We start from the raw sequence: 20698 nt of genomic DNA, 5'->3' as shown, positions 1-20698 counted from the left end.
TAATTGTTTGAAGGATGATTGATTAGAAACCTAAGTTTATACCAAAACTGATAGAGTAGGCTCTCGGATAAGCGGAGAAGTCCAGTCCCGGAGTCAGTGCGCCTTCACGGATAGATACTTCCGGGTCGTAACCGGAATACCCTGTACATGTCCATAGATTCTGACCGGCAACGAATACGCGTGCATTGTCTATCTTCCATTTTTTGGTCAGTTGTTTCGGCAGTGTATATCCTAAAGATACGGTCTTCAGACGAAGGAACGAACCATCTTCGATAATACGTGTAGAGAACACTTTGTTAGAACCGGAGTCGGTAGCTCTCGGAATATTACTTTCCGGATTTTCCGGTGTCCAGCGGTCTGCGTAACTTGCGTATTGGTTCAAGTCACGTGTTTTATTGCTGTTCTCGAAGAACAGGCGGTTGGCATTCAATACATCGTTTCCATACGACCATTGGAAGAAGATGCTCAAGTCAAATCCTTTGTATTCGAAATTGTTGGTAAATCCACCCGTATGTTTCGGCATACCGTTACCGATCATAGTGCGGTCGTTATCGTCGATGATACCGTCACCATTCAGGTCTGCGTATTTCGGCATACCCGGTTGTGTATTACTTTCGGAAGAGAAATACGGAACATTGCGTTTCAGTGTATATGTATCACCCACTTTGTCGAAATCTTCGTATTTGTATGTACCTTCGTAGATGAATCCGTACATCATTCCCATCGGATAACCCACTTTGGCAATGTAGCTGTATTGAGAGTTATAGTTCTGGTCAAATTTGGCTGCACTCAATAGAGAAGATTGGTTTTCGGCCAATTCTAATACTTTGTTCTTGTTGAATGCGATATTAAAGTTAGTAGTCCATGAGAAATGACGGTTCTTGATATTGGTCGTGTTCAATGTGAACTCGATACCTTGATTGCGTACCTTTCCTACATTCTTCATGGCACTGAAATAACCGGAAGAGGTGGGAAGTGCAGTATTCAGCAACAAATCACGAGTCGTTTTACGATACCAGTCTACGGTTAATCCGATACGTTCGTCCAGGAAGCCCAAGTCCAGACCCAGGTTCCACTGTTCAGTAGTCTCCCATTTCAGTTTTCTGTTTCTTAAGGAAGTAGGCACTGTACCTACACTTGTCAGACTGTTCTCGAACGGATATACACCACTCGGTAGGCTACCAATCGAAATAAAATCCCCAACTTTATCTTTTAATATCTGATATAAAGCGTACGTATCATACTCGCCTACGCGATTGTTACCGGTCAATCCCCAGCTTACTCTTAATTTACCGGAAGAAACAACAGATTTCAATGGTTTCATGAAATCTTCTTCCATGAATCCCCAAGCCAATGAACCGGAAGGGAAATAGCCGAAACGGTTATCACCACGGAACTTGGAAGAACCGTCGGAACGGAAAGAAACCGTTGCATAATACAATGATTTATAGTTGTAGTTCAAACGTCCCAGGAAAGAAAGCATAGACCAGGAACTCTTTAATGATTTGGTCGTACTGGGAGTTCCTTCACTCATTCCTGCCATCCCGAGTGCTTCGTTTGGAATTTGCACTGTCTTGTATGAATAGTATTCATAGTCGGAATTTTGCAGAGTTACACCTACCATACTATTAAAGAAATGCTTCCGTTTGATATTGGTCTGATAGGTTAGAATATTTTCGTTCAACCACGTTGCACGTTGAGAATGGTAGATTTCTGCATTCACCTTATCGGATGATTTCGGATTACCATAACGAGTTTTCGAGTTGTTGAATGTTTCCCCTTTGCGGGTATCGAACGTGTAACCGCCGGAAACTTTCAACTTCAATCCTTTGATAAATTCATATTCTGCGAATCCGTTGAACTGGATATAGTTCGCATACGTCTTGCGATATTCGTTTTTCAAAGACATGATAGGGTTGAAACGATAGTCGTTGGTATTGTTTATCGCGTCGTCCATAATATTGTCCATCAACGAGTTTAATGGTCTGTCCGGTTCTGTCACAGGGCGATATCCCCATACACTATAGAACAGGTTATTCATACCACTGTATGAGTTCTGGGAAGGAGAACCACCGGTAGTTGTAGTACTGGAATAGTTGGTCGTCAGATAGATTTTCAGTTTTTTCTTTTGGATGGTAGTACCCATACGGCCTTGTACGCGCTTGTAGTTTGATTCCAACAAGATACCGTCCTGGTCATAATAAGATAAAGAAGCGTTGTAACGAACTCCTTCCGAACCACCGGTCAGGCTGACATTGTGGCTTTGCATCCATGCGCTGCGGAAGATTTCATCCTGCCAATTATATTGCGGAATATTCCTATAATCTTCCAGTCCCCATTTCTTGCCGTCATAATTCATGAAGTAGGTAGTTTCCATATCTTTGGGACTACGTTCTGCCTGTAGTTTGACGAATTCATAGGCATCCATCATCGGGATCGTTTTGGTGATATGCTGAATACCGAAACTTCCGTCGTATTTAATTTTAGGTTGGCCGATTGTTCCTTTCTTGGTTGTAATCATCACGACACCGTTGGCACCACGAGCACCGTAGATAGCGGTAGCAGAGGCATCCTTCAGGAAGTCGAGTGACTCGATATCGTTCTGATTAATGGCTGCGGCTATGGAGGGGTCTTCCACCGGGAAACCGTCAATGACATAAAGAGGAGAGTTGTCCTGTGTCAAAGAGTTGTTACCACGGATGACGATGTTCATCTGTCCGCCCGGCATACCTTCGCCCGAACTTACGTTGACACCGGCAATACGTCCGCCCAATGTCTCGCCGAAAGAAGCAGTCGGAGTGCTAAGCAGTTCCGCCATACTGGCTTTGGCAACAGAGCCAGTCAGATCCTTCTTGCGTATCTCCTGATAGCCGACTACTACCACTTCGTCCAATGTCTTTGTGTCTTCCTTTAATGTGATAACCATTGGCTTTTGAGTGTCCACCTTCATTTCTACTGTGACATAACCAATGAAAGAAATAACCAATATCGAATTTTTATTGGGCACGTTAAAAGCAAATTTACCGTCAAGGTCAGTGATTGTTCCTTGCGAAGTACCTTTTACCTGGACACTGGCTCCCGGCACTCCTTCTCCTAAGTTATCCTTCACTGTACCTTTAACAAGTACCTGTGCAAGTACAAAAGAAACAGAAAACAGGATCAGTCCGATGGAGGAGAGCATCCTTTTTCTAGTTTGAGTGGATAAATGTTTTTTCATATATTAAAAATTAAGTGATTTTATTGAATCTACGCTTGCAAAGATAGATGGATTGAATATTCTAATATGGATAGAATTATTCAAGATTGGTGCAAAATCATACAATTTTCCTGTTCTCATAAACTATTTTTCTTTTACGGATTCTAGTAATTCAGATAATTCTTTCACTATGTCGGGGTATTGTTTTGATACATTCGTTTTCTCCGATGGATCGGAGGATAAATCGTAAAGTTGAGGCTGTTTGTCGTTGCCTAACTCCATTTTCGTCCAATACTCGATAGCGGGGCCGTCGCTCGGTTCGATGTATTTCCATTGACCTTTTATGATGGCAAGTGTGTTATTGAGATTCTGTTGAACGACATACTCACGGTTTGTATTATTTTTGCCGAGGAGTACGTTCAGATGTTCTTGACTATCGGGAGCAGCTCCTTTACGTAAAGGTTGGTCCAAAAGGGAGGCGAGCGATGCATACACATCTATTTGAGAGAAAAGAGCTTGTTGCTTGTTCGGCTTTACTCGGGCAGGCCAGCGGACGATAAATGGAACGCGTGTCCCCGCTTCGTAAGCACTGTATTTCCCACCACGGTAGATCCCCATCGGAGTATGCCCGTTGAGAAGTTCGTAAGCTTGGTCTTGATAGCCGTCGTCGATAACAGGACCGTTATCGCTGGTAAAGATCAGGATGGTGTTGTCTGCGATGTGGAGGCTGTCCAGTGTGTGCATGATTTCACCGATGGTCCAGTCCAGTTGCAGGATGACGTCGCCACGAGTGCCGAGTCCGCTTTTGCCTGCGAAACGTGGGTGGGGGATGCGCGGTACATGTACGTCTTGCGTACCCATATATAAAAAGAAGGGTTCTTCCTGATGGGATGCAATGAAATTCTTAGCCTTATGGGTGATGATATCGGCTATGTCTTCATCTTTCCAAAGGGCGGATTTTCCTCCGGTCATCCAGCCGATACGGGGAATGCCGTTGATAATTGTATTGTTGTGTCCCTGACTGGGCTTTAAAGTGACGAGCTCCGGATTCTCTTCTCCCGTAGGCCAGTCGCCTACTTTGTGGTCGTAGCTTACGGTGATAGGATCATTGGGGTCAAGTCCTACGACATGTCCGTTTTCTACAAATACACAAGGTACACGGTCTACGGTAGCCGGAATAATAAATTCGTAGTCAAAACCAATGCTTTGTGCGTTAGGGGTAATCCGGTTGTTAAAGTCGGTTCCACCTTTCGGACCGAGTCCCAGATGCCATTTGCCTACTGCACCGGTTGCGTATCCTGCATCTTTCAGCATATCTGCCATGGTGATGCAGGTAGTGTCGATAATGAGTTCAGAGTTGCCGGGAGCGATTCCTGTGTTTTCCTGTCTCCAAGGATACATACCTGTCAGGAGTCCGAAACGGGAAGGGGTGCTGGTGGCAGAAGTTGCATAAGCATTGGTGAATTGTACTCCTTGTCCTGCCAACCGGTCGATGTTGGGAGTGCTCACTTTTGTTGCTCCATAACAACTTAAATCACCAATGCCGAGATCATCTGCAAATATATAAATAATGTTAGGCTTTTGGCTATTCTGCCCATTGTTCTTTTGGGGTGCATGATTGCATCCTGACAGCGTGACGATGCCGGACAATAGGGGAATTAGACGCGAAACGTTTTTCATAATGCTGAATGTTTTAGGAAATAATGTAATGAACACAAAGATAAGCGAATGGAACAAAAAGAATGAGTAGGAATGTACAAGTGAAGTACAAAATAGTACACTTAAGAAGTTACCTTCTTTATTCGGGCGAAGATGTCCGGACTAAAAAACCGTTTATATCATAAATTTAGGCACGGATTACACGGATTAACGCTGTTGTTTTCATACTCATCGTTTTTTAATCCGTGAAATCCGTGTGATCCGTGCCTAATAATATAAGATTATTTTGCAAGAGTGCTTGTATAGTTGCCTGCTAATCTGTTTCTTCTCCGTCCCCTTCTTCTTCGCTCTCTTCTCCTTTACGATAAGCCAGCGGACTGACGTGATAAATCTCCTTGAAACATTTACTGAAATAGCGGGAGGAGGAGAACCCAATCCGGTCAGAGATCTCCGTGATATTCAGCTCCGGGTTATTCCTTAACATGACAGCGCCTTTTTTGAGACGTATGCTTAGGATGAAATCATTCGGGGTCTGGCCTGTAACTGCTTTCAGTTTAGTGAATAGGTTCGTACGTGCCATACCCATTTCGCGGGCGAAGATATTAACGTTGAAATCCGTATTGTCCAGATGACGTTCGATAATGGCCATCGCGCGGTCGAGCATCTCCTTATCCATCGGGTTGGTAGCCAACATTTGGGCAAAAGCCTGTGGTTGTTTGCTGAACTTCTCTTGCAATAGCCGGCGGGAATTAACCAGGTTATTGCAGCGGGAAATCAGAAGATTGGTATTAAACGGTTTCGTGATATAATCATCCGCACCAATCTTCAAACCTTCGATATTGTGCTCTATAGCAGTACGTGCGGTTAATAATACCACCGGAATATGGCAAGTGTTAAAGTCCGTCTTGATCTGTTTGCAAAGTTCCGTACCCGACATGCGTGGCATTACGACATCACTTAAAATGATGCTCGGCATATCCTTCTGTATCATCTCTAATGCTTCTACTCCGTCGGAAGCCGTACTGACTTGATAGAATGTTTCGAAAATACCGACTAACATCTGTTTGATAGATTCATTGTCTTCCACTATCAGCATTTTGGCGTCTTCGATGCGCTTGTTATCTTCTTCTTTCCATTCCGAATCAGGGATTATTTCTACTGAAGGAACAATAGTCTCTGTTTGCTGGATGGTTTCCGTATCATCTTTCGCTATTTGCTCTTCTGTGAAGTGTTCCTTGCCTAGTTTGAGGGTGATAATGAAACTGCTTCCTTTGCCCGGTTCGCTTTCTACCCGGATTGTGCCGTGATGAAGTTCCACAATACCTTTTGTCAGTGCCAGTCCGATGCCTGTACCGGCTCCGGTATTCAGCGAGTTGAGATGTTCGGTCTGATAGAAACGGTCGAATATCTTATCAATTTCGGCAGCGGCGATACCTGTCCCGGTATCTTTTATTTCAATGATGACATGGTCTTTCTCCTGCGATACATTAATCGAAATTGTATCTTCGGCCTTGGTATGCTTCACTGCATTAGACAGCAGGTTGTTTATTACTTTCTGCATCTGCTTTTGGTCATACCATACTTCAATGTCATCCTTCTGTTTGTTGAACTTGAAGTTGATTTGTTTACTGCTCGCATATTCGAGGAAGAGCAGATAATTCTCATACAGGAAGTTAACCAGATTGTGCTGGCTAACTTTGATCTTCATGTGACCCTGTTCCTGTTTACGGAAATCAAGTAGTTCCGTAATCAGTTCCCGTAATTGGAGACTGTTCTTGTAGATTCCCAATACCTTATTATATATGTTAGGCGTAAATGTCTGCACCTGCAACAAAGTTTCCACTTGTCCCACGATCAGCGTTAACGGTGTGCGGAATTCGTGCGAGATGTTAGTGAAGAAACGGAGTTTCGACTGGTTCAATGCTTCGAGGTCTTCAATATGCTTCTTTTCGTACTTCAAAGACTCACGGAGTTTGATGCGCGAATTATAGTTCTGAATAAGATACCATAACAGGCTGATAGTGACAATGGTATAAATCAGGTAAGCCCACCATGTCTCATACCATGAAGGGAGTACGATAATCAGCAGTCTGGCCTCTTTTATTCCTTCCCTCTGTGATTTGATGACAAGGGTATATTTACCCGGATTCAGGTTTGTATAAGTAATCAGCGTTTGCTTCCGGTAAGTATGGTTCCATTCGTCTGAGAAACCCTCCAGGCGATAGAGAATTTCATCTCTGTTGGCAGGGATGAAGTTGGAAGTGGCATATTCGATGCTAAACATCGATTGATTCGCTTTCAGACTGATTTCCGGAGTATGACAGATCGACTGTTCCAGGATGCCGCTTTCATCTCCCGGAACTACTTCTTTTCCGTTGACAAACAGGCGGGAAAGAATGATATTATATGATTTGGGAGTGAAATGTAATTTTTTCTCCCAGAAAGAAATCATTCCCTGAATACCGCCAAGGAATACTTCTCCGTCATGTGTCACAAATAGTGCGTTTTCATTGACGGCAGTCAACGGGAATCCATTCTCCGTACCGTAATTATAGAATTTCTTGCTTGGATAGTTGAACTGTGAGAATCCCTGATTGGTAATCAGCAATAAGTCTCCTTTCTGTATGGACGATTCGCATACTTCGTAGATACAGTCGCTGGATAAACCATCTGTCTGTACATCGAAGTTTTCAAAGTCATCACTTGCCTTACGGTAACGGTCGAGACCGCTTCCGGAGGTGCAGAACCACAGATTACCGTTACTGTCCTGCATGATACTGTTGATATTATTGTTGCTAAGACTGTTCGGATTAGCGGGATTGTGTGGATAATTAGTAAGTTTACCGCTGTCGAACCGGTAAGAATAAACACCCTCCCCGGTAGCCGCAATCCACAATGTACCGTCTTTATCAATGCAAAGACTGGCTATCATGCCAATACCTCTTCCTTCTTTAGTCTCTTTGAAGAGCTGTTGGCAAGCGCCTGTTGCCGGATTGAAAAGACAAACACCGTTTTGTGTGGCGACAACCAGCTTGTCCTTATAAGGTACAATGTCTCGGACGATATCCGAAGGTAGTGAGGTTGGGTCTCCGGCTTTCATTCGGTAGACTGTGAAACGGTTAGTACGCAGGTCGAGTTTGTTCAATCCTCCCAAGTGTGTACCTATCCACATGATTTCATTAGTCCGGTCGTAGTAGATTGCTTTGACATTGTTATGGGAAATGCTATTTTTGCCCTCTTCGTGGCGATACCACCGATAGGTGTTATCCTTCCGGTTATACACATTCACGCCGCCGCCTTCGGTACAAATCCACAGGTTTCCGTCCTTATCTTCAGTCATTCTACCGACGATCGGACTACTTAGACCTTCTTTCTCTGTATCTCCGGTTTTGTAACGGGTATAGATTTCATATTCTGGATTGAAATAGTTGACACCTCCGAAATAAGTACCCAGCCAAATTGTTCCTTGTTCATCTTTGACGATGCACCAGATGGAGGAGTGGGTAAGTCCGTCGGGTTTGTTCGCGTTGGCAGTGTAAAGTTGGAATTTACCTGTGCTCTTTTCATAGCGATTTAACCCGTGAAAGGTTCCTATCCACAGATTTCCTGCATTATCTTCACAGCAACTCCTTACGAAGTCGGCACAAATACTGTTTGGATTTTTAGGATCATGACGGAAGTTCTCAATGGTACTATCTGTTTTTATCCGGTAGAGTCCTTCTTCCCAGGTACAGATCCATAATTCTTTAGACGAATCTTCGTAAATACTCGCGATATTACCTCTTGTGACAGGTTGGGAAATCTTTTTGTCTCCCGATAAACAGTAAAGTCCGTTACTGGTAGTTCCCATCCACAGATTTTTCTTTTCGTCCAGGTGGAGGCAGGAGAGGGTGATATCTTTTCCGGCAAGATGATAGTAGAGATCGAAGTTTCCGGTACTTTCATTATATACAAACACTTCTTCTCTTTTCCCGATATATAATTTCTCGTTGAAATAAATAGCATCCACATTGCCTTGCAGCAACGTTTTGAATCTTTGTGTGGTCAGATCGAACTCTGCTACCCCGTCCGTACAGAGCAGGTATACCTTCCCGTTTTTGTTTCCGGTGATACGCAGCACTGTATTGCTGAACAAACTGTTCGGATCGTTTTTATTAAGTTTGAAACTTTTGATATCGTTACCGTTATACCGGTTCAGTCCTTCACGCGTGCCAATCCATATAATCCCCCGTTCATCAATATAAAGGCTATTGACAGAAAATTGGGAGAGTCCGTCGTCCGTGGTCAAGTGGCTAAAAGTGATGTTTTGACCTTGTGTGCGGACTCCAGCTACGCTTAAAAATAGCAGAAATAAAAGAATTACTTTTCTCACTAATTTATTTTTTAAGGTGTTTACATCTATGCAAATATATTGTTTTTATTCGATTTCAGTGAACCTTATTAGAAGAAAGTAACTATATTTGTATCATTCAAACGAAAGATATATGAAAGTAAAGAAAATTAGTGCGGCTAACGTGGAGGCTTGTTCGCTTCCTAAACTATTCGATGAAGAAAAAATAGATTTTCAGCCGATCCAGTGTGTCAATTGGGCTGAATATCCTTACAAACCTAAAGTGAGTTTTCGAATTGCTCACACGCAGAACTCAATCTTGCTACATTTTAAAGTGAAAGAGGAGAGTGTACGTGCCAAGTATGGAGAAGATAACGGTTCTGTATGGACTGACTCTTGTGTGGAATTCTTTTCTATACCTGCAGGCGACGGGATCTATTATAATATAGAATGTAATTGCATCGGAACTATCCTGATAGGTGCCGGCCCAGTTCGTAACAACCGGGAACATGCACCGAAAGAAGTGACTGCTCTCGTACAACGTTGGTCTAGTCTGGGTAATCAGCCTTTTGCAGAACGTGTCGAGGAGACAGACTGGGAAGTTGCTCTCATCATTCCGTATGCTGTATTCTTTAAGCATCAGATTGAATCACTCGATGGAAAGGAGATAAAAGCTAATTTCTATAAGTGTGGTGATGAGTTGCAGACTCCTCATTTTCTTTCATGGAATCCGATAGAGATTGACCAACCGGATTTCCATCGCCCCGATTTTTTCGGTACTTTGGAATTTGAATGATGAATTGAATTTCTGGATTTGAAGATGAATCACTAGTGTTGCTGAATCACTGAAGTATCCTCCATTTGTAAAAATATTATCTATTGCGTCATCCATCTATAAAAAAGAAGGGTGACGCTTTTTTTGAGCATCACCCTTTCTTTTTATAGATGTTATATTGTTTATTTCACAATCCCTCTTTCCGAGTTCTTCACGAAATTTACAATATTCTCGATTTCTTCACTCATAGGAACCTGGTCGATAATCTTCTGTACGGCATCCTGAACGCTGAAATTACCCTGATAAATCAAACGGTATGCGTTAGCGATGTGACGAAGGATTCTTTCCGATGTATTGTGATGTTGAGAAAGAACTACAGCGTTTACACCATGATATGTTACCGGATTTCCTGACATGATAACGTATGGAGGTACATCTTTAGATATACGGCAGCCGCTTTGTACCAGTGTCCAGCTTCCGATGTGACAATATTGATGTAAAGTGACATTTCCACTTAGGATAGCGCAATCATCCAACGTACATTCTCCTGCAATAGTGGTGCCGATACCTACCACACAGTTATTGTTGATTTGTACGTCATGGCAAAGATGTACTTTATCCATCAGGTAGTTTCCGTTTCCGATTTTGGTAGCATTGCCGGCAAATGTAGCGCGGCTGATTACTACATTCTCACGAATATCGTTATTATCTCCGATAATCAGGCTGCTTTCTTCTCCAGTATAGTGGAAATCTTGTGGTTCCGCTCCGAGGACAGCATTCTGATGTACCTTGTTTCCTTTTCCCATTTTAGTACCTTGCAGGATACTAGCGTAAGACATGATGACGCAGTCATCCCCGATCTCTACATTCTTTTCAATGTAGGCAAAAGGCAGAACGGTTACATTCTTGCCCAGCTTTGCTTCGGGATCTACGTAAGCTAACGGACTAATCATAATAGTATATGTTTAAAGTTATTCTTCTCTTCCACCACCCAGTGCCTGGTAAAGGCTTACTACAGCCTGCATCCGATCAAAGCAATCGGAAACCTGTGAGATTTGTGCGCTCAAGTAAGCCTGCTGTGCAGACAATACTTCCAGGTAGGTTGAAGTCCCTAAGTTAAACAATTCTTTTGTATCTTCCGAAGCTTTTTTGGCAGATTCTACTTGCATTTGACGAGATTCTACCTTTTCACTCGTCTTTTGGTATAAACTTAGCGCATTGCTGACTTCACTACCGGCATTCAACAGCGTTTGCTGGAAGGAGAGTTTCGCCTGTTCTTCCTGCGCTTTGGCCATTTTCAGTTTAGCGATATTTGCTCCGTGATAAAAGAGAGGCTGTGTCAGTGAGCCGATGGCAGTAGCCAGGAATTTTCCCGGATTAATGATAGCAGAGCCTGCGCTGTTTGTCCATCCGGCAGATCCACTAAGTGTAATTTGTGGATAGAAAGCGGAACGTGCGGAGTTCGTGTTATAATAAGCAGAAGCTAGTGACATTTCAGCCGCTTTTACATCCGGACGGTTGGATAATAATTGGATAGGTATGCCTACTGAAAATTCGGATGGTAGAATTTGCTTTTCGATGGTACCGCGTTGGATATGGCGGGGAGCTTCTCCAAGAAGAGTTGATAGAGAATTTTCCACTTCGCGGATGCTCTGTTCTATTTCCGGAATAGAGGCCATCACTTGTGCATAAGCCGCTTTACTCTGTTCGACACCTGCCGAATTGATATTATACATAGCAGCATTTTTCATTGCTTCCATTGTTTCGGCATTACGCTTTAATATTTCTGCTGTCTCTCTGGTGATTTCCAGTTGGCGGTCAAGCATTAATAAAGTGTAATACAGATTAGCAACATTGGCAATAATCTGCGTTTGTACAGCTTGTTTGTAAGCTTTGGCCTGCTTAACGGCAACATCTGCACCTCGTTTGGCATTTAGCAAGCCTCCAAAGAGACTAATCTCCCAACTGGCGGTTACCGGAAGTGAATAAGTCTTACTTGCTTTACTATTATCAAAACTGCTGATAGTACCTTGTGGGGACAAGGCCAGAGCTGGAACATAGGCTAGTTTGGCTGCCAACAACGGAGCCTGGGCTGCTTTGATTGATAGTATTGCACTCTGCAGGTCAGTATTTTGTTTCAGTCCCGTTTCGATGAGTGACTGGAGTTGCGGGTCGGTGAAGACTTCTCTCCACGGCAGATTACCGAAGTTGGCTGTATCCGAAACCAGTGTATCATTATCCGCTACCGGATCGCGATACAGGCCGGAAGTAGTGATATCTTCGGGTCTGTCATACGACTTATAGATGTGGCAGCTGCTCAAGAGAGCAGTTGCGCACAACATATATAGAATCTGTTTCTTCATATCGAATTTCATTATTTAGCGTATTGTTCAATCTCTGTTACGGCATCTGCATTGTCAATATCTTCCCATTCCATCGGTTTAACTTTCTCTTGCAGATACTGGAAGATAACAAACAAGGCAGGAACGATGAAAATTTGGCAAATCATACCGATTAACATACCACCGATAGAGGCAGTACCTAGTGTACGGTTACCGTGGGCACCTACACCGAAGGCAAACATCAACGGAAGCAAACCGACTACCATCGCCAATGATGTCATCAGAATCGGGCGGAGACGAGCACCGGCACCCAATACAGCTGCCCAAGTGATACTCATACCCATCTTGCGACGATCTAGGGCGAACTCTACGATCAAGATGGCATTCTTCGCCAACAGACCCATCAACATGATTAACGCGATCTGCATATAGATATTGTTTGACATCGTACCCAGAATCATCTTCAATGCTGAAATATTACCGATAGCACTTACACCATTCACAAACAGGAAACTGCCTAACAGACCGAACGGAATGGATAATAATACGGCCAATGGAAGAATGTAACTTTCGTACTGTGCACTCAACAATAAGTAAACGAATACAAAACAGAGTACAAAAATCAGTCCGGTAGCACTTCCGCTACTTTGAGCCTCTTCACGCGCCATACCTCCTAGTTCATACGTATAACCGGTAGGCAGGTTTTCTTGAGCAACTTCGGCAAGAGCCGTCAATGCCTGACCGGATGTATAACCACTTGCCGGAGCTACCATTACTTTCATAGAGGTATAAAGGTTGAAACGACTAATAATATCCGGACCATATACTTTCTCCACAGAAATGAACTGGGCAATCGGGGCCATCTCGCCTGCACTATTACGCACCTTGATATTTTTTAAAGATTCCAGGTTTTTGCGTGATAACGGATCTGACTGAATCATAACACGATACATCTTACCGAAACGATTGAAGTTGGATGCGTACAAACCTCCGTAATATCCTTGCATAGTAGTGAGGATATCGCTCGGGCTGATGCCAGCTTTTTTACAAGCTGCCGCATCAATGTCAATCATGTATTGCGGGAAATTCGGGTTGAAGGAAGTCTTTGCTGAATTAATTTCCGGACGTGCTTCCAATGCTGCCGTATAATCATTAACCACATCGAAGAATTTGTTCAGATCACCACCGGTCTTATCTTGCATATTGACCTCAATATCCGTAGATGCCGAGTAACCCGGGATCATAGGAGGAGCGAAGAACAATACCTGTGCTTCTTTGATAATCTTTTGTGCACGCATATATAAGGAACCGACTACAACGTCTGAATTCTGTATCATGGAACGTTCGTCCCAGTCTTTCAGTTTGATGATGAAAGAACCGTATGATGGTCCCTGGCCACCGATAAAGCTGAATCCGGAAATCATGGTACGTGACAATACCGCAGGATCGGAAGCGATCAGACTGTCTACACGTGCCAGGATTTTTTCAGAACGGTCTTGGGAAGTACCCGGAGGTAATGTCACTGCTCCCATCAGCGTTCCGGTATCTTCATTAGGCACCATACCTGTCGGAGTGGTGTTCATGAAGAATACAAGTATCGCAATGGAAGCGACAACTAATCCCATAGACAACCATTTCTTCTGGATAAAGAACAGTACTCGTTTCTTATAACGTTTCAGGATTGATTCGTATGTATCGTTGAATCTGTTTTTAAACTTCTTCGTACTCATTCCGATCAGTGCCAGAATACTAAGCACTACGAAAATTGCAGTGACTATCGGATTGATACTGAACAAACCAAAGATCATGCCGAGAATGGCAATAAGCGTCAAAGTAAGTGTAATTCCCGGATGCAACATCTTTCCGATAGCTTCGGTATATCTGTTGATCATAGTTGTATGGGCTGCCGTATAGGCTACTTTCATACGTTCTTTCAATGTGGAGTCTTCCGTTGTTCCATCTTCTTTTTTGTGAGGTTTCAGAAGAACGGCGCACAAAGCCGGACTCAAAGTCAATGCGTTCAATGCGGACAGACCGATAGCGATAGCCATAGTCATACCGAACTGACGATAGAATGTTCCTGCTGTACCTCCCATGAAACTTACCGGAACGAATACGGCCATCATAACCAGCGTAATAGATACGATAGCACCACCCAATTCATTCATGGCATCGATAGAAGCCAGACGGGCAGATGTATAACCTTGGTCAAGCTTGGCATGCACACCCTCGACGACCACAATCGCATCATCGACCACAATCGCAATAGCAAGCACGAGCGCACATAACGTCAACAAGTTCAGACTGAATCCTACCAGGGACAGGATGAAGAAAGTACCGATCAGAGCTACCGGAATGGCGATAGTCGGAATCAATGTGGAACGTAAATCCTGCAAGAAGATATACACTACGATAAACACCAGGATAAATGCTTCGATCAACGTCTTCACCACTTCATGGATAGAAGCGAAAAGGAAGTCATTGGCATTCATGGAGATGTTCAGTTTCAATCCGGTAGGCAACGTTTTTGATGCTTCATCCAACAATGCCTCAATATCACTGATGGTTTGTGTCGCATTGGTTCCTGCCATCTGGTATACGATACAAGTCACAGATTTGTGACCGTCTACCCGGTTGGTAAAGTTATATCCCAAACGGTCCAGCTGAATTTCTGCTATATCTTTCAGACGGAGTACTTCACCGTCAGGAAGAGATTTGATAACGATATTTTCAAACTCTTCAGGCTGTTGCAAGCGTCCTTTATAACGGATGGTATATTGGAAAGTCTGGTCACTGCGTTCACCGAACTGTCCTGGAGCAGCTTCGACATTCTGTTCTGCCAGAGCAGCGGAAACATCACCGGGAACGAGCTTGTATTGTGCCATGACATCCGGTCGTAACCAGATACGCATAGAATAATCCTGACCTAAAACGTTGGCATCACCTACACCCTGTACACGTTGAACTTGAGGAATCAGGTTGATCTTAGCATAGTTTTCAATAAACGATTCGCTATAGGTATCCGTCTCGTCATAAAGAGAGAATACTACCAACATGGAAGTCTGGCGTTTTTGAGTGGTTACACCGACTTTAGTTACTTCGGCAGGCAGCAGACCTTGTGCCATAGAGACACGGTTTTGTACATTGACGGCGGCCATGTCCGGATCTGTTCCTTGTTTGAAATATATGGATATATCACCGGAACCCGTGTTTGACGCAGTTGAGGTCATATACATCATGTTTTCTACACCGTTGATTTGTTCCTCCAACGGAGCAATCACGGAATTCAATACGGTCGATGCACTGGCTCCCGTATAGGTGGCTCTTACCGAAACGGTAGGAGGCGCGATGTCCGGATACTGCGTGATAGGCAGTGTCGCCAATCCGATAGCCCCCAGGATGACTATCAGGATAGAAATAACGGTTGATAGTACCGGACGGTTAATAAATCTATCTAATTTCATAATGATTATCTGATTATTAGTTGAAGGCTGTGGCTAAATTACCGTCGTGTTGGTCTTTCAAATGTTGTTGATAGTTTGCTTCTTTTTGCGCCGGTGTGATAGGCTGAACCTTCTGGCCATCTTTCAGGTTTTGTACTCCTTCGATTACGATTTTATCTCCTGAATTCAGACCGGAAGTAACCAAGTAGTCTTTTCCGTTATCCAGATTGAAGATTTTGATTTCTGTATATTTTACCGTGTTGTCCGGTTGCAGAACATAAACGAACTTCTTATCCTGGATTTCTACTGTTGCAGACTGCGGTATAGTGATTACATTCTCCATAGCATAAGGAATCAGAACGTTTGCAGTACCTCCGCTACGCAATACATGTTCCTTATTCGGGAAGATGGCACGGATGCTTACCGAACCGGTAGATTGGTCGATAACGCCTGTGATAGCATCCACTTTACCCTCTATATCGTATGTGGAACCATCGATTAATTGTAGTTTGATAGTCGGTATTTTGCTGATTTCTTCTTTGATAGTGCTACCGGACTTGGTCATTGCCAGCAATTCCTTTTCTGTCATTGAGAAGTATACATATACTTCGTCAATCTCGGAAACAGTAGTCATCGGTGTAGCGATAGAAGGGCTTACCAATGCTCCTACACGATAAGGGATATTGTTGATAACGCCATCTGACGGACTTTTAACCTGTGTGAATGACAAGTTCTGTTGAGCAGTGGTCAGTTGTGCTTTTGCTTGTGCCAGCTGGGCTTTGGTCTGTGCCAGGGAGTTTTCTGCCATTGCCAGGTCATAGTCACTGATGATTTGCTTTTTGTTCAACTCTTTCTTATTGTCATACGTCATCTGTTGAGTGCTCACTGCTGCTTCTGCTGTAGCCACTGCTGCTTTGGCAGTGCGTACAGCTGCTTCGTATTGAGTCGGATCAACAATGAACAACACTTGTCCTTTACGTACAGCTGCTCCTTCGTCTACACAGAGTTTTGTGATGAAGCCTGATACTTGGGGGCGGATTTCTACATCTTGTTTACCTTTGATGGTAGCCGGATAGGCAGTTGTTAAATTAGCGGTCGTCTTTTGTAACTCTTGTACTGCATATTCAGGAACCTTTCCTGTGTCATTGCCCTTATTGCCACAACTTGACAAGAGGGCTACGCAAAATGCAAATAAAACAATTCTACTTTTCATACTTATAAATATCTGTTTTTTAATTTAATGCATTTGTTGCCAGTGTGCTGTTCGTCCATATAGATTAAGGAGGTTAAGGAAGAAAAAGCCGGAAACTAATTCGGTTAAATTAGTTTCCGGCTGCAAAAGTACTTTAAATTCGGTATTCTTGTTCTCTGATACCGTGTTTTTTAACTATGTTTTTTACTTTATTTTATGATATACAGGAGTCATAATAAAACTTAACTCATAATCTTGGTAAGGAAGACGGTATTTTTCCAGTGGAATGGCTCCCCAACTGTTCACACAAGCAAGTCCCGCTTGTGCCTTATCGATACAGAAATTGGTGAAGTCTGCCTTTTCTACTTCCGGTGAGTGACGTTGATCTTTACCGTCACCGTCATCCAATGACTCGATGGTATAATTCAGGGCAGAAGCAGAGAAAGGAGCATCCGATATGAATTGCAATCCGTTACCACTAATGTTCAGAAGTCTCCACCAGCGGATATCCGTTTTGGTTCCGGTTTCCTGCGGGCGGATGTAAGGATAGAATTGTTCTTCCACCGTCTGGCGGTATTTGCCTAACATGGCTCCGTGGTTACGGTCAGCATAGTTCTCTCCCGGACCACGACCGTAGTACTCTACCTCGTTGAAGTTGACAGGCATTCGCATTTGCATACCGAAGCGGAACATGTCAGAAACCTTCTTACTCTTGTCTGCCATCATCTTTTGGGTAACTTTCACTGCTCCCTTGTTGTTAATGGTGTAAGTCAGCGATAATGTTCCGCCAATCGACTTCATGTCATATTCTGCACGAACCACTGCCTGATCGTTTTCAATAGCATGTTTCAGAGAAGTCAGTTTCAGTTCAGGATTCTTCCAGGCAGCGTATTTATGTTGCAGTCCGGCTCCGAAATCATTGTCGGTCGGTGCACGCCAGAAGTTAGGAGTCAGTGCGCTGCCGTCTTCCATCAGTTGCATGCCGTTGACGTCGTAGCGACAAAGGTAACCATTGTGCTTATTGAAGTCCATAGAGAAGTTTTCACCTTTCACAATCAGGTAATTGCGGTCGTTGTCCAAAATACTGGGCACGATAACCGGAATGTTGGAAGCCTGTTGATTTTCCAGTTTCAGTTCCGGTGCTTTGTAGTCGCGGATGCTTAACTGGTCGTAAGCGATAGTCGTTCCTGCCGGCAGCAACGTTTCGGCGGCTTTCAGTTTATAGCTCACATTCAGCAACAATTCCTTGCAAGGACAGATATTCTTCACGTCCAACGGAATTTGCACTTTCACAGTTTGCTGGGGTGCAACTTTCAGGTCGGACACGATGCCTGTTTGCACTACTTCCCCGTTTGCCAGTAATTGCCATTCCATATAATATGCAGAGAGGTCGCGGAAGAAATATTCGTTGAAGATATTGATCTCACCTTTGGCAAGATCTGCAGGAGTAGTCCATATATCCTGATAGAAATAAGCCACTTCGTATGCATGCGGATTAGGCACGCGGTCGGGGCTGATTAAACCGTTGTCGTTGAAATTGTTGTCCGAAGCGTCGTATTTGTTGAAATCACCGCCATAACCATAGATATTTACTCCGTCTTTGTTTTTCCAGTGGCAGGATTGATCTACAAAGTCCCAGATAAATCCGCCCTGATATTTCGGATATTTGCGGATGATGTCCCAGTATTCTTTGAATCCTCCCTGTGAATTACCCATAGCGTGTGCGTATTCGCATTGGATTAACGGCTTTTGGATGTCGCCTTCGCTATATTTGATACAAGCGTCGTAGTCATAATACATCGGGCAGAAAATATCGGTGAATTCGCTGGTTCCTGCTTGTTCATACTGTACGGCACGTGTCTTGTCTTCGTTCTTAATCCAAGTGTAGCATTCCTCAAAGTTCGGTCCCATGCCGGCTTCGTTGCCCAGTGACCAGAAGATGATGGACGGATGGTTGTATCCGCGTTGTACATTGCGTTGGTTACGCTCCATGTGAGCTTTAGCGTAACTCGGGTTCTTTGCCAGTGTCTGATCGCCGTAACCCATTCCGTGAGATTCTACGTTGGCTTCGGCCACTACATACAGACCATATTGGTCACAAAGGTCATACCAACGGTTGTCGTCCGGATAATGACAAGTACGTACAGCGTTGATATTCAATTCTTTCATCACTTTGATATCCTGCAACATACGTTCGAGAGAAACGACATAACCGCCGTCCGGGTCCATTTCGTGACGGTCGGCTCCTTTGAAGAGTACCGGTTGCCCGTTGACGAGTATCTGTCCGCCTTTCAGCTCAATCTTGCGGAATCCTACTTTAACGGGGATTACTTCTACTACGTTGTTGCCGTTTTTCAGTGTAGCGGTCAGCGTGTAGAGATTAGGCGTTTCGGCAGTCCATTTGGCCGGGTTGGAGATGGATAGGGTAGTGTTTAATTTGCCAGAGCCTTTCAGGTCGGCAGTTGCTACACTGTTACCTTGAGTATCTGTCAAGTCCAAGGCAACTGTGCCGCTTCCTTTCAGATCAACGGCTATGTTCAGCGTACCGTCTTTATATTGGCTATCCAAATCTGGAGTGAGGCGAATATCCTGGATGTATTTCTTGTCACGTGCGTAAAGATAGCAGTCACGTCCTACGCCAGAGTAGCGGAAGAAGTCCTGATCTTCCAGATAACTGCCGTCGCACCAGCGGAATACCTGGAAAGCAATCACGTTTTTACCCGGTTTCAGGTAGTTGGTCAGGTTGAACTCGGCTTCCAGTTTGCTGTCCTCGCTATATCCTACGTAACGTCCGTTCACCCAAAGGTACATGTTGGAAGTTACCGAGCCGAAATGTGCAAAAATCTCTTTGCCTTTCCAGTCAGCAGGAAGGATGATTTCTTTCCGGTAAGAGCCTACATGATTGTTTTCTGTCGGTACTTGCGGGGGATTGTTTTTGAATTGGCTTCTCCAGGCATATCCTACGTTGACATAGATAGGATCACCGTAACCGTTCAACTCCCAAACGCCAGGCACCTGAAGGTCATCCCAACCTTTGTCGTTGAAATTAGTTTGATAAAAATCGGTCGGTCGTGCATCTGCATGTCTTACCCAGTTGAATTTCCACGGACCGTTCAGGGTCATGAAATTCGTTGAATTTTCTTTAATGCCGGCTTTAGCTTCATCAGCCGATGCGTAAGCAAAGTAATTAGTGTGCATAGCGGAGCGGTTTACGGAATTCACTTCCGGGTCTTTCCACTCATTGAAGCTTTGTGCTTGAATTGCTGTCAGTCCCAATGCAGCCAAGCAGCAAGAGAGTAGTTGTTTCTTCATGGGTTTTTGTATTAGGTTTGAATTTCGGGAGTCAAAGATAGGGAATAATTTGATTAATAAAGGAGAATAATAAGTCTAATAGGTATGTCAATAGTTCAATTTTAATTTATTTATGAACTATTCAATGGAGTCTGGTAATGGTATGTGGAGTTGGCATAGATTTACGGTGAAAGAAGAACTTGGTAAATTAACTTTTTGAGTATCACCTCTCGAGTATGGTAAAGTCAAGAAGAAACGATGAATAGGCTGTATTTTTCTAGCGTGACATCCTGATACTATGAGTAATACAGCTAATTTTAATGCTTTTTATTTCTTATTTTGTACTATTTTGTCCCTTTTTAGTATGATAATTGTATCTTAAAAACTATTACAATCACTTAATTTGTGGCGAGTGTTTTTAACAAACCTATTTCAAATTCTTAAATTTATTATTATGAACAAACTGACGA

General features: G+C 43.5%; 9 protein-coding genes. 1 reads left to right on the top strand and 8 read right to left on the bottom strand.

All coding sequences use genetic code 11. From position 1 onward, the window contains the following. Nucleotides 1–22: 22 nt before the first annotated feature. The 3 genes from KSX81_RS10840 to KSX81_RS10830 all read right to left on the bottom strand — a co-directional run bounded on the left by KSX81_RS10840 (nt 23) and on the right by KSX81_RS10830 (nt 9227). Complete coding sequence (locus KSX81_RS10840) at nt 23–3181, bottom strand: SusC/RagA family TonB-linked outer membrane protein (protein ID WP_004298361.1); 3159 nt, start codon at nt 3179–3181, stop codon at nt 23–25. Nucleotides 3182–3340: 159 nt separating this feature from the next. Then, complete coding sequence (locus KSX81_RS10835) at nt 3341–4876, bottom strand: sulfatase-like hydrolase/transferase (protein ID WP_004298359.1); 1536 nt, start codon at nt 4874–4876, stop codon at nt 3341–3343. A 292-nt stretch (nt 4877–5168) separates the two neighbouring features. Further along, nucleotides 5169–9227, bottom strand: coding sequence for a two-component regulator propeller domain-containing protein (locus KSX81_RS10830; protein ID WP_217725834.1), 4059 nt, complete (start codon nt 9225–9227; stop codon nt 5169–5171). Nucleotides 9228–9339: 112 nt separating this feature from the next. Between KSX81_RS10830 and KSX81_RS10825 the strand changes: the two genes are divergently transcribed. Continuing rightward, nucleotides 9340–9981 (top strand): carbohydrate-binding family 9-like protein, encoded by a 642-nt coding sequence (locus KSX81_RS10825; RefSeq protein ID WP_004298355.1) that lies wholly within the window; start codon nt 9340–9342, stop codon nt 9979–9981. Nucleotides 9982–10142: 161 nt separating this feature from the next. Here KSX81_RS10825 and lpxA read toward each other — a convergent pair whose 3' ends face one another. From lpxA to KSX81_RS10800, 5 genes are all read right to left on the bottom strand, one after another. Beyond that, on the bottom strand, nt 10143–10913 hold the full coding sequence (gene lpxA, locus KSX81_RS10820) for an acyl-ACP--UDP-N-acetylglucosamine O-acyltransferase (RefSeq protein WP_004298353.1): 771 nt from the start codon (nt 10911–10913) through the stop codon (nt 10143–10145). Between the two features lie 18 nt (nt 10914–10931). Further along, nucleotides 10932–12323: a TolC family protein gene (locus tag KSX81_RS10815; RefSeq protein WP_004324284.1), complete on the bottom strand. Its 1392-nt coding sequence runs from the start codon at nt 12321–12323 to the stop codon at nt 10932–10934. A gap of 11 nt (nt 12324–12334) precedes the next feature. Further along, on the bottom strand, nt 12335–15766 hold the full coding sequence (locus KSX81_RS10810; protein ID WP_004298349.1) for an efflux RND transporter permease subunit: 3432 nt from the start codon (nt 15764–15766) through the stop codon (nt 12335–12337). A 16-nt stretch (nt 15767–15782) separates the two neighbouring features. Further along, the gene (locus KSX81_RS10805) at nt 15783–16958 is read right to left on the bottom strand and encodes an efflux RND transporter periplasmic adaptor subunit (protein WP_004298346.1); all 1176 of its coding nucleotides are present in this window, start codon (nt 16956–16958) and stop codon (nt 15783–15785) included. Between the two features lie 183 nt (nt 16959–17141). After that, the gene (locus tag KSX81_RS10800) at nt 17142–20249 is read right to left on the bottom strand and encodes a glycoside hydrolase family 2 TIM barrel-domain containing protein (protein WP_004298344.1); all 3108 of its coding nucleotides are present in this window, start codon (nt 20247–20249) and stop codon (nt 17142–17144) included. Between the last annotated feature and the right edge of the window lie 449 nt (nt 20250–20698).

This window comes from Bacteroides sp. MSK.18.37, assembly GCF_019129155.2.
Lineage (GTDB): Bacteria > Bacteroidota > Bacteroidia > Bacteroidales > Bacteroidaceae > Bacteroides > Bacteroides ovatus.
Note: the sequence above shows the minus strand (reverse complement) of the source record. Positions and strands in the feature narration are given on the sequence as shown.

Excerpts from the sequence above, each read along its gene's own strand:
- KSX81_RS10840 (WP_004298361.1), bottom strand. The coding sequence starts at position 3,181 with ATGCTCTCCTCCATCGGACTGATCCTGTTTTCTGTTTCTTTTGTACTT.
- KSX81_RS10835 (WP_004298359.1), bottom strand. The coding sequence starts at position 4,876 with ATGAAAAACGTTTCGCGTCTAATTCCCCTATTGTCCGGCATCGTCACG.
- KSX81_RS10825 (WP_004298355.1), top strand. The coding sequence starts at position 9,340 with ATGAAAGTAAAGAAAATTAGTGCGGCTAACGTGGAGGCTTGTTCGCTT.
- lpxA (WP_004298353.1), bottom strand. The coding sequence starts at position 10,913 with ATGATTAGTCCGTTAGCTTACGTAGATCCCGAAGCAAAGCTGGGCAAG.
- KSX81_RS10815 (WP_004324284.1), bottom strand. The coding sequence starts at position 12,323 with ATGAAGAAACAGATTCTATATATGTTGTGCGCAACTGCTCTCTTGAGC.
- KSX81_RS10810 (WP_004298349.1), bottom strand. The coding sequence starts at position 15,766 with ATGAAATTAGATAGATTTATTAACCGTCCGGTACTATCAACCGTTATT.
- KSX81_RS10805 (WP_004298346.1), bottom strand. The coding sequence starts at position 16,958 with ATGAAAAGTAGAATTGTTTTATTTGCATTTTGCGTAGCCCTCTTGTCA.
- KSX81_RS10800 (WP_004298344.1), bottom strand. The coding sequence starts at position 20,249 with ATGAAGAAACAACTACTCTCTTGCTGCTTGGCTGCATTGGGACTGACA.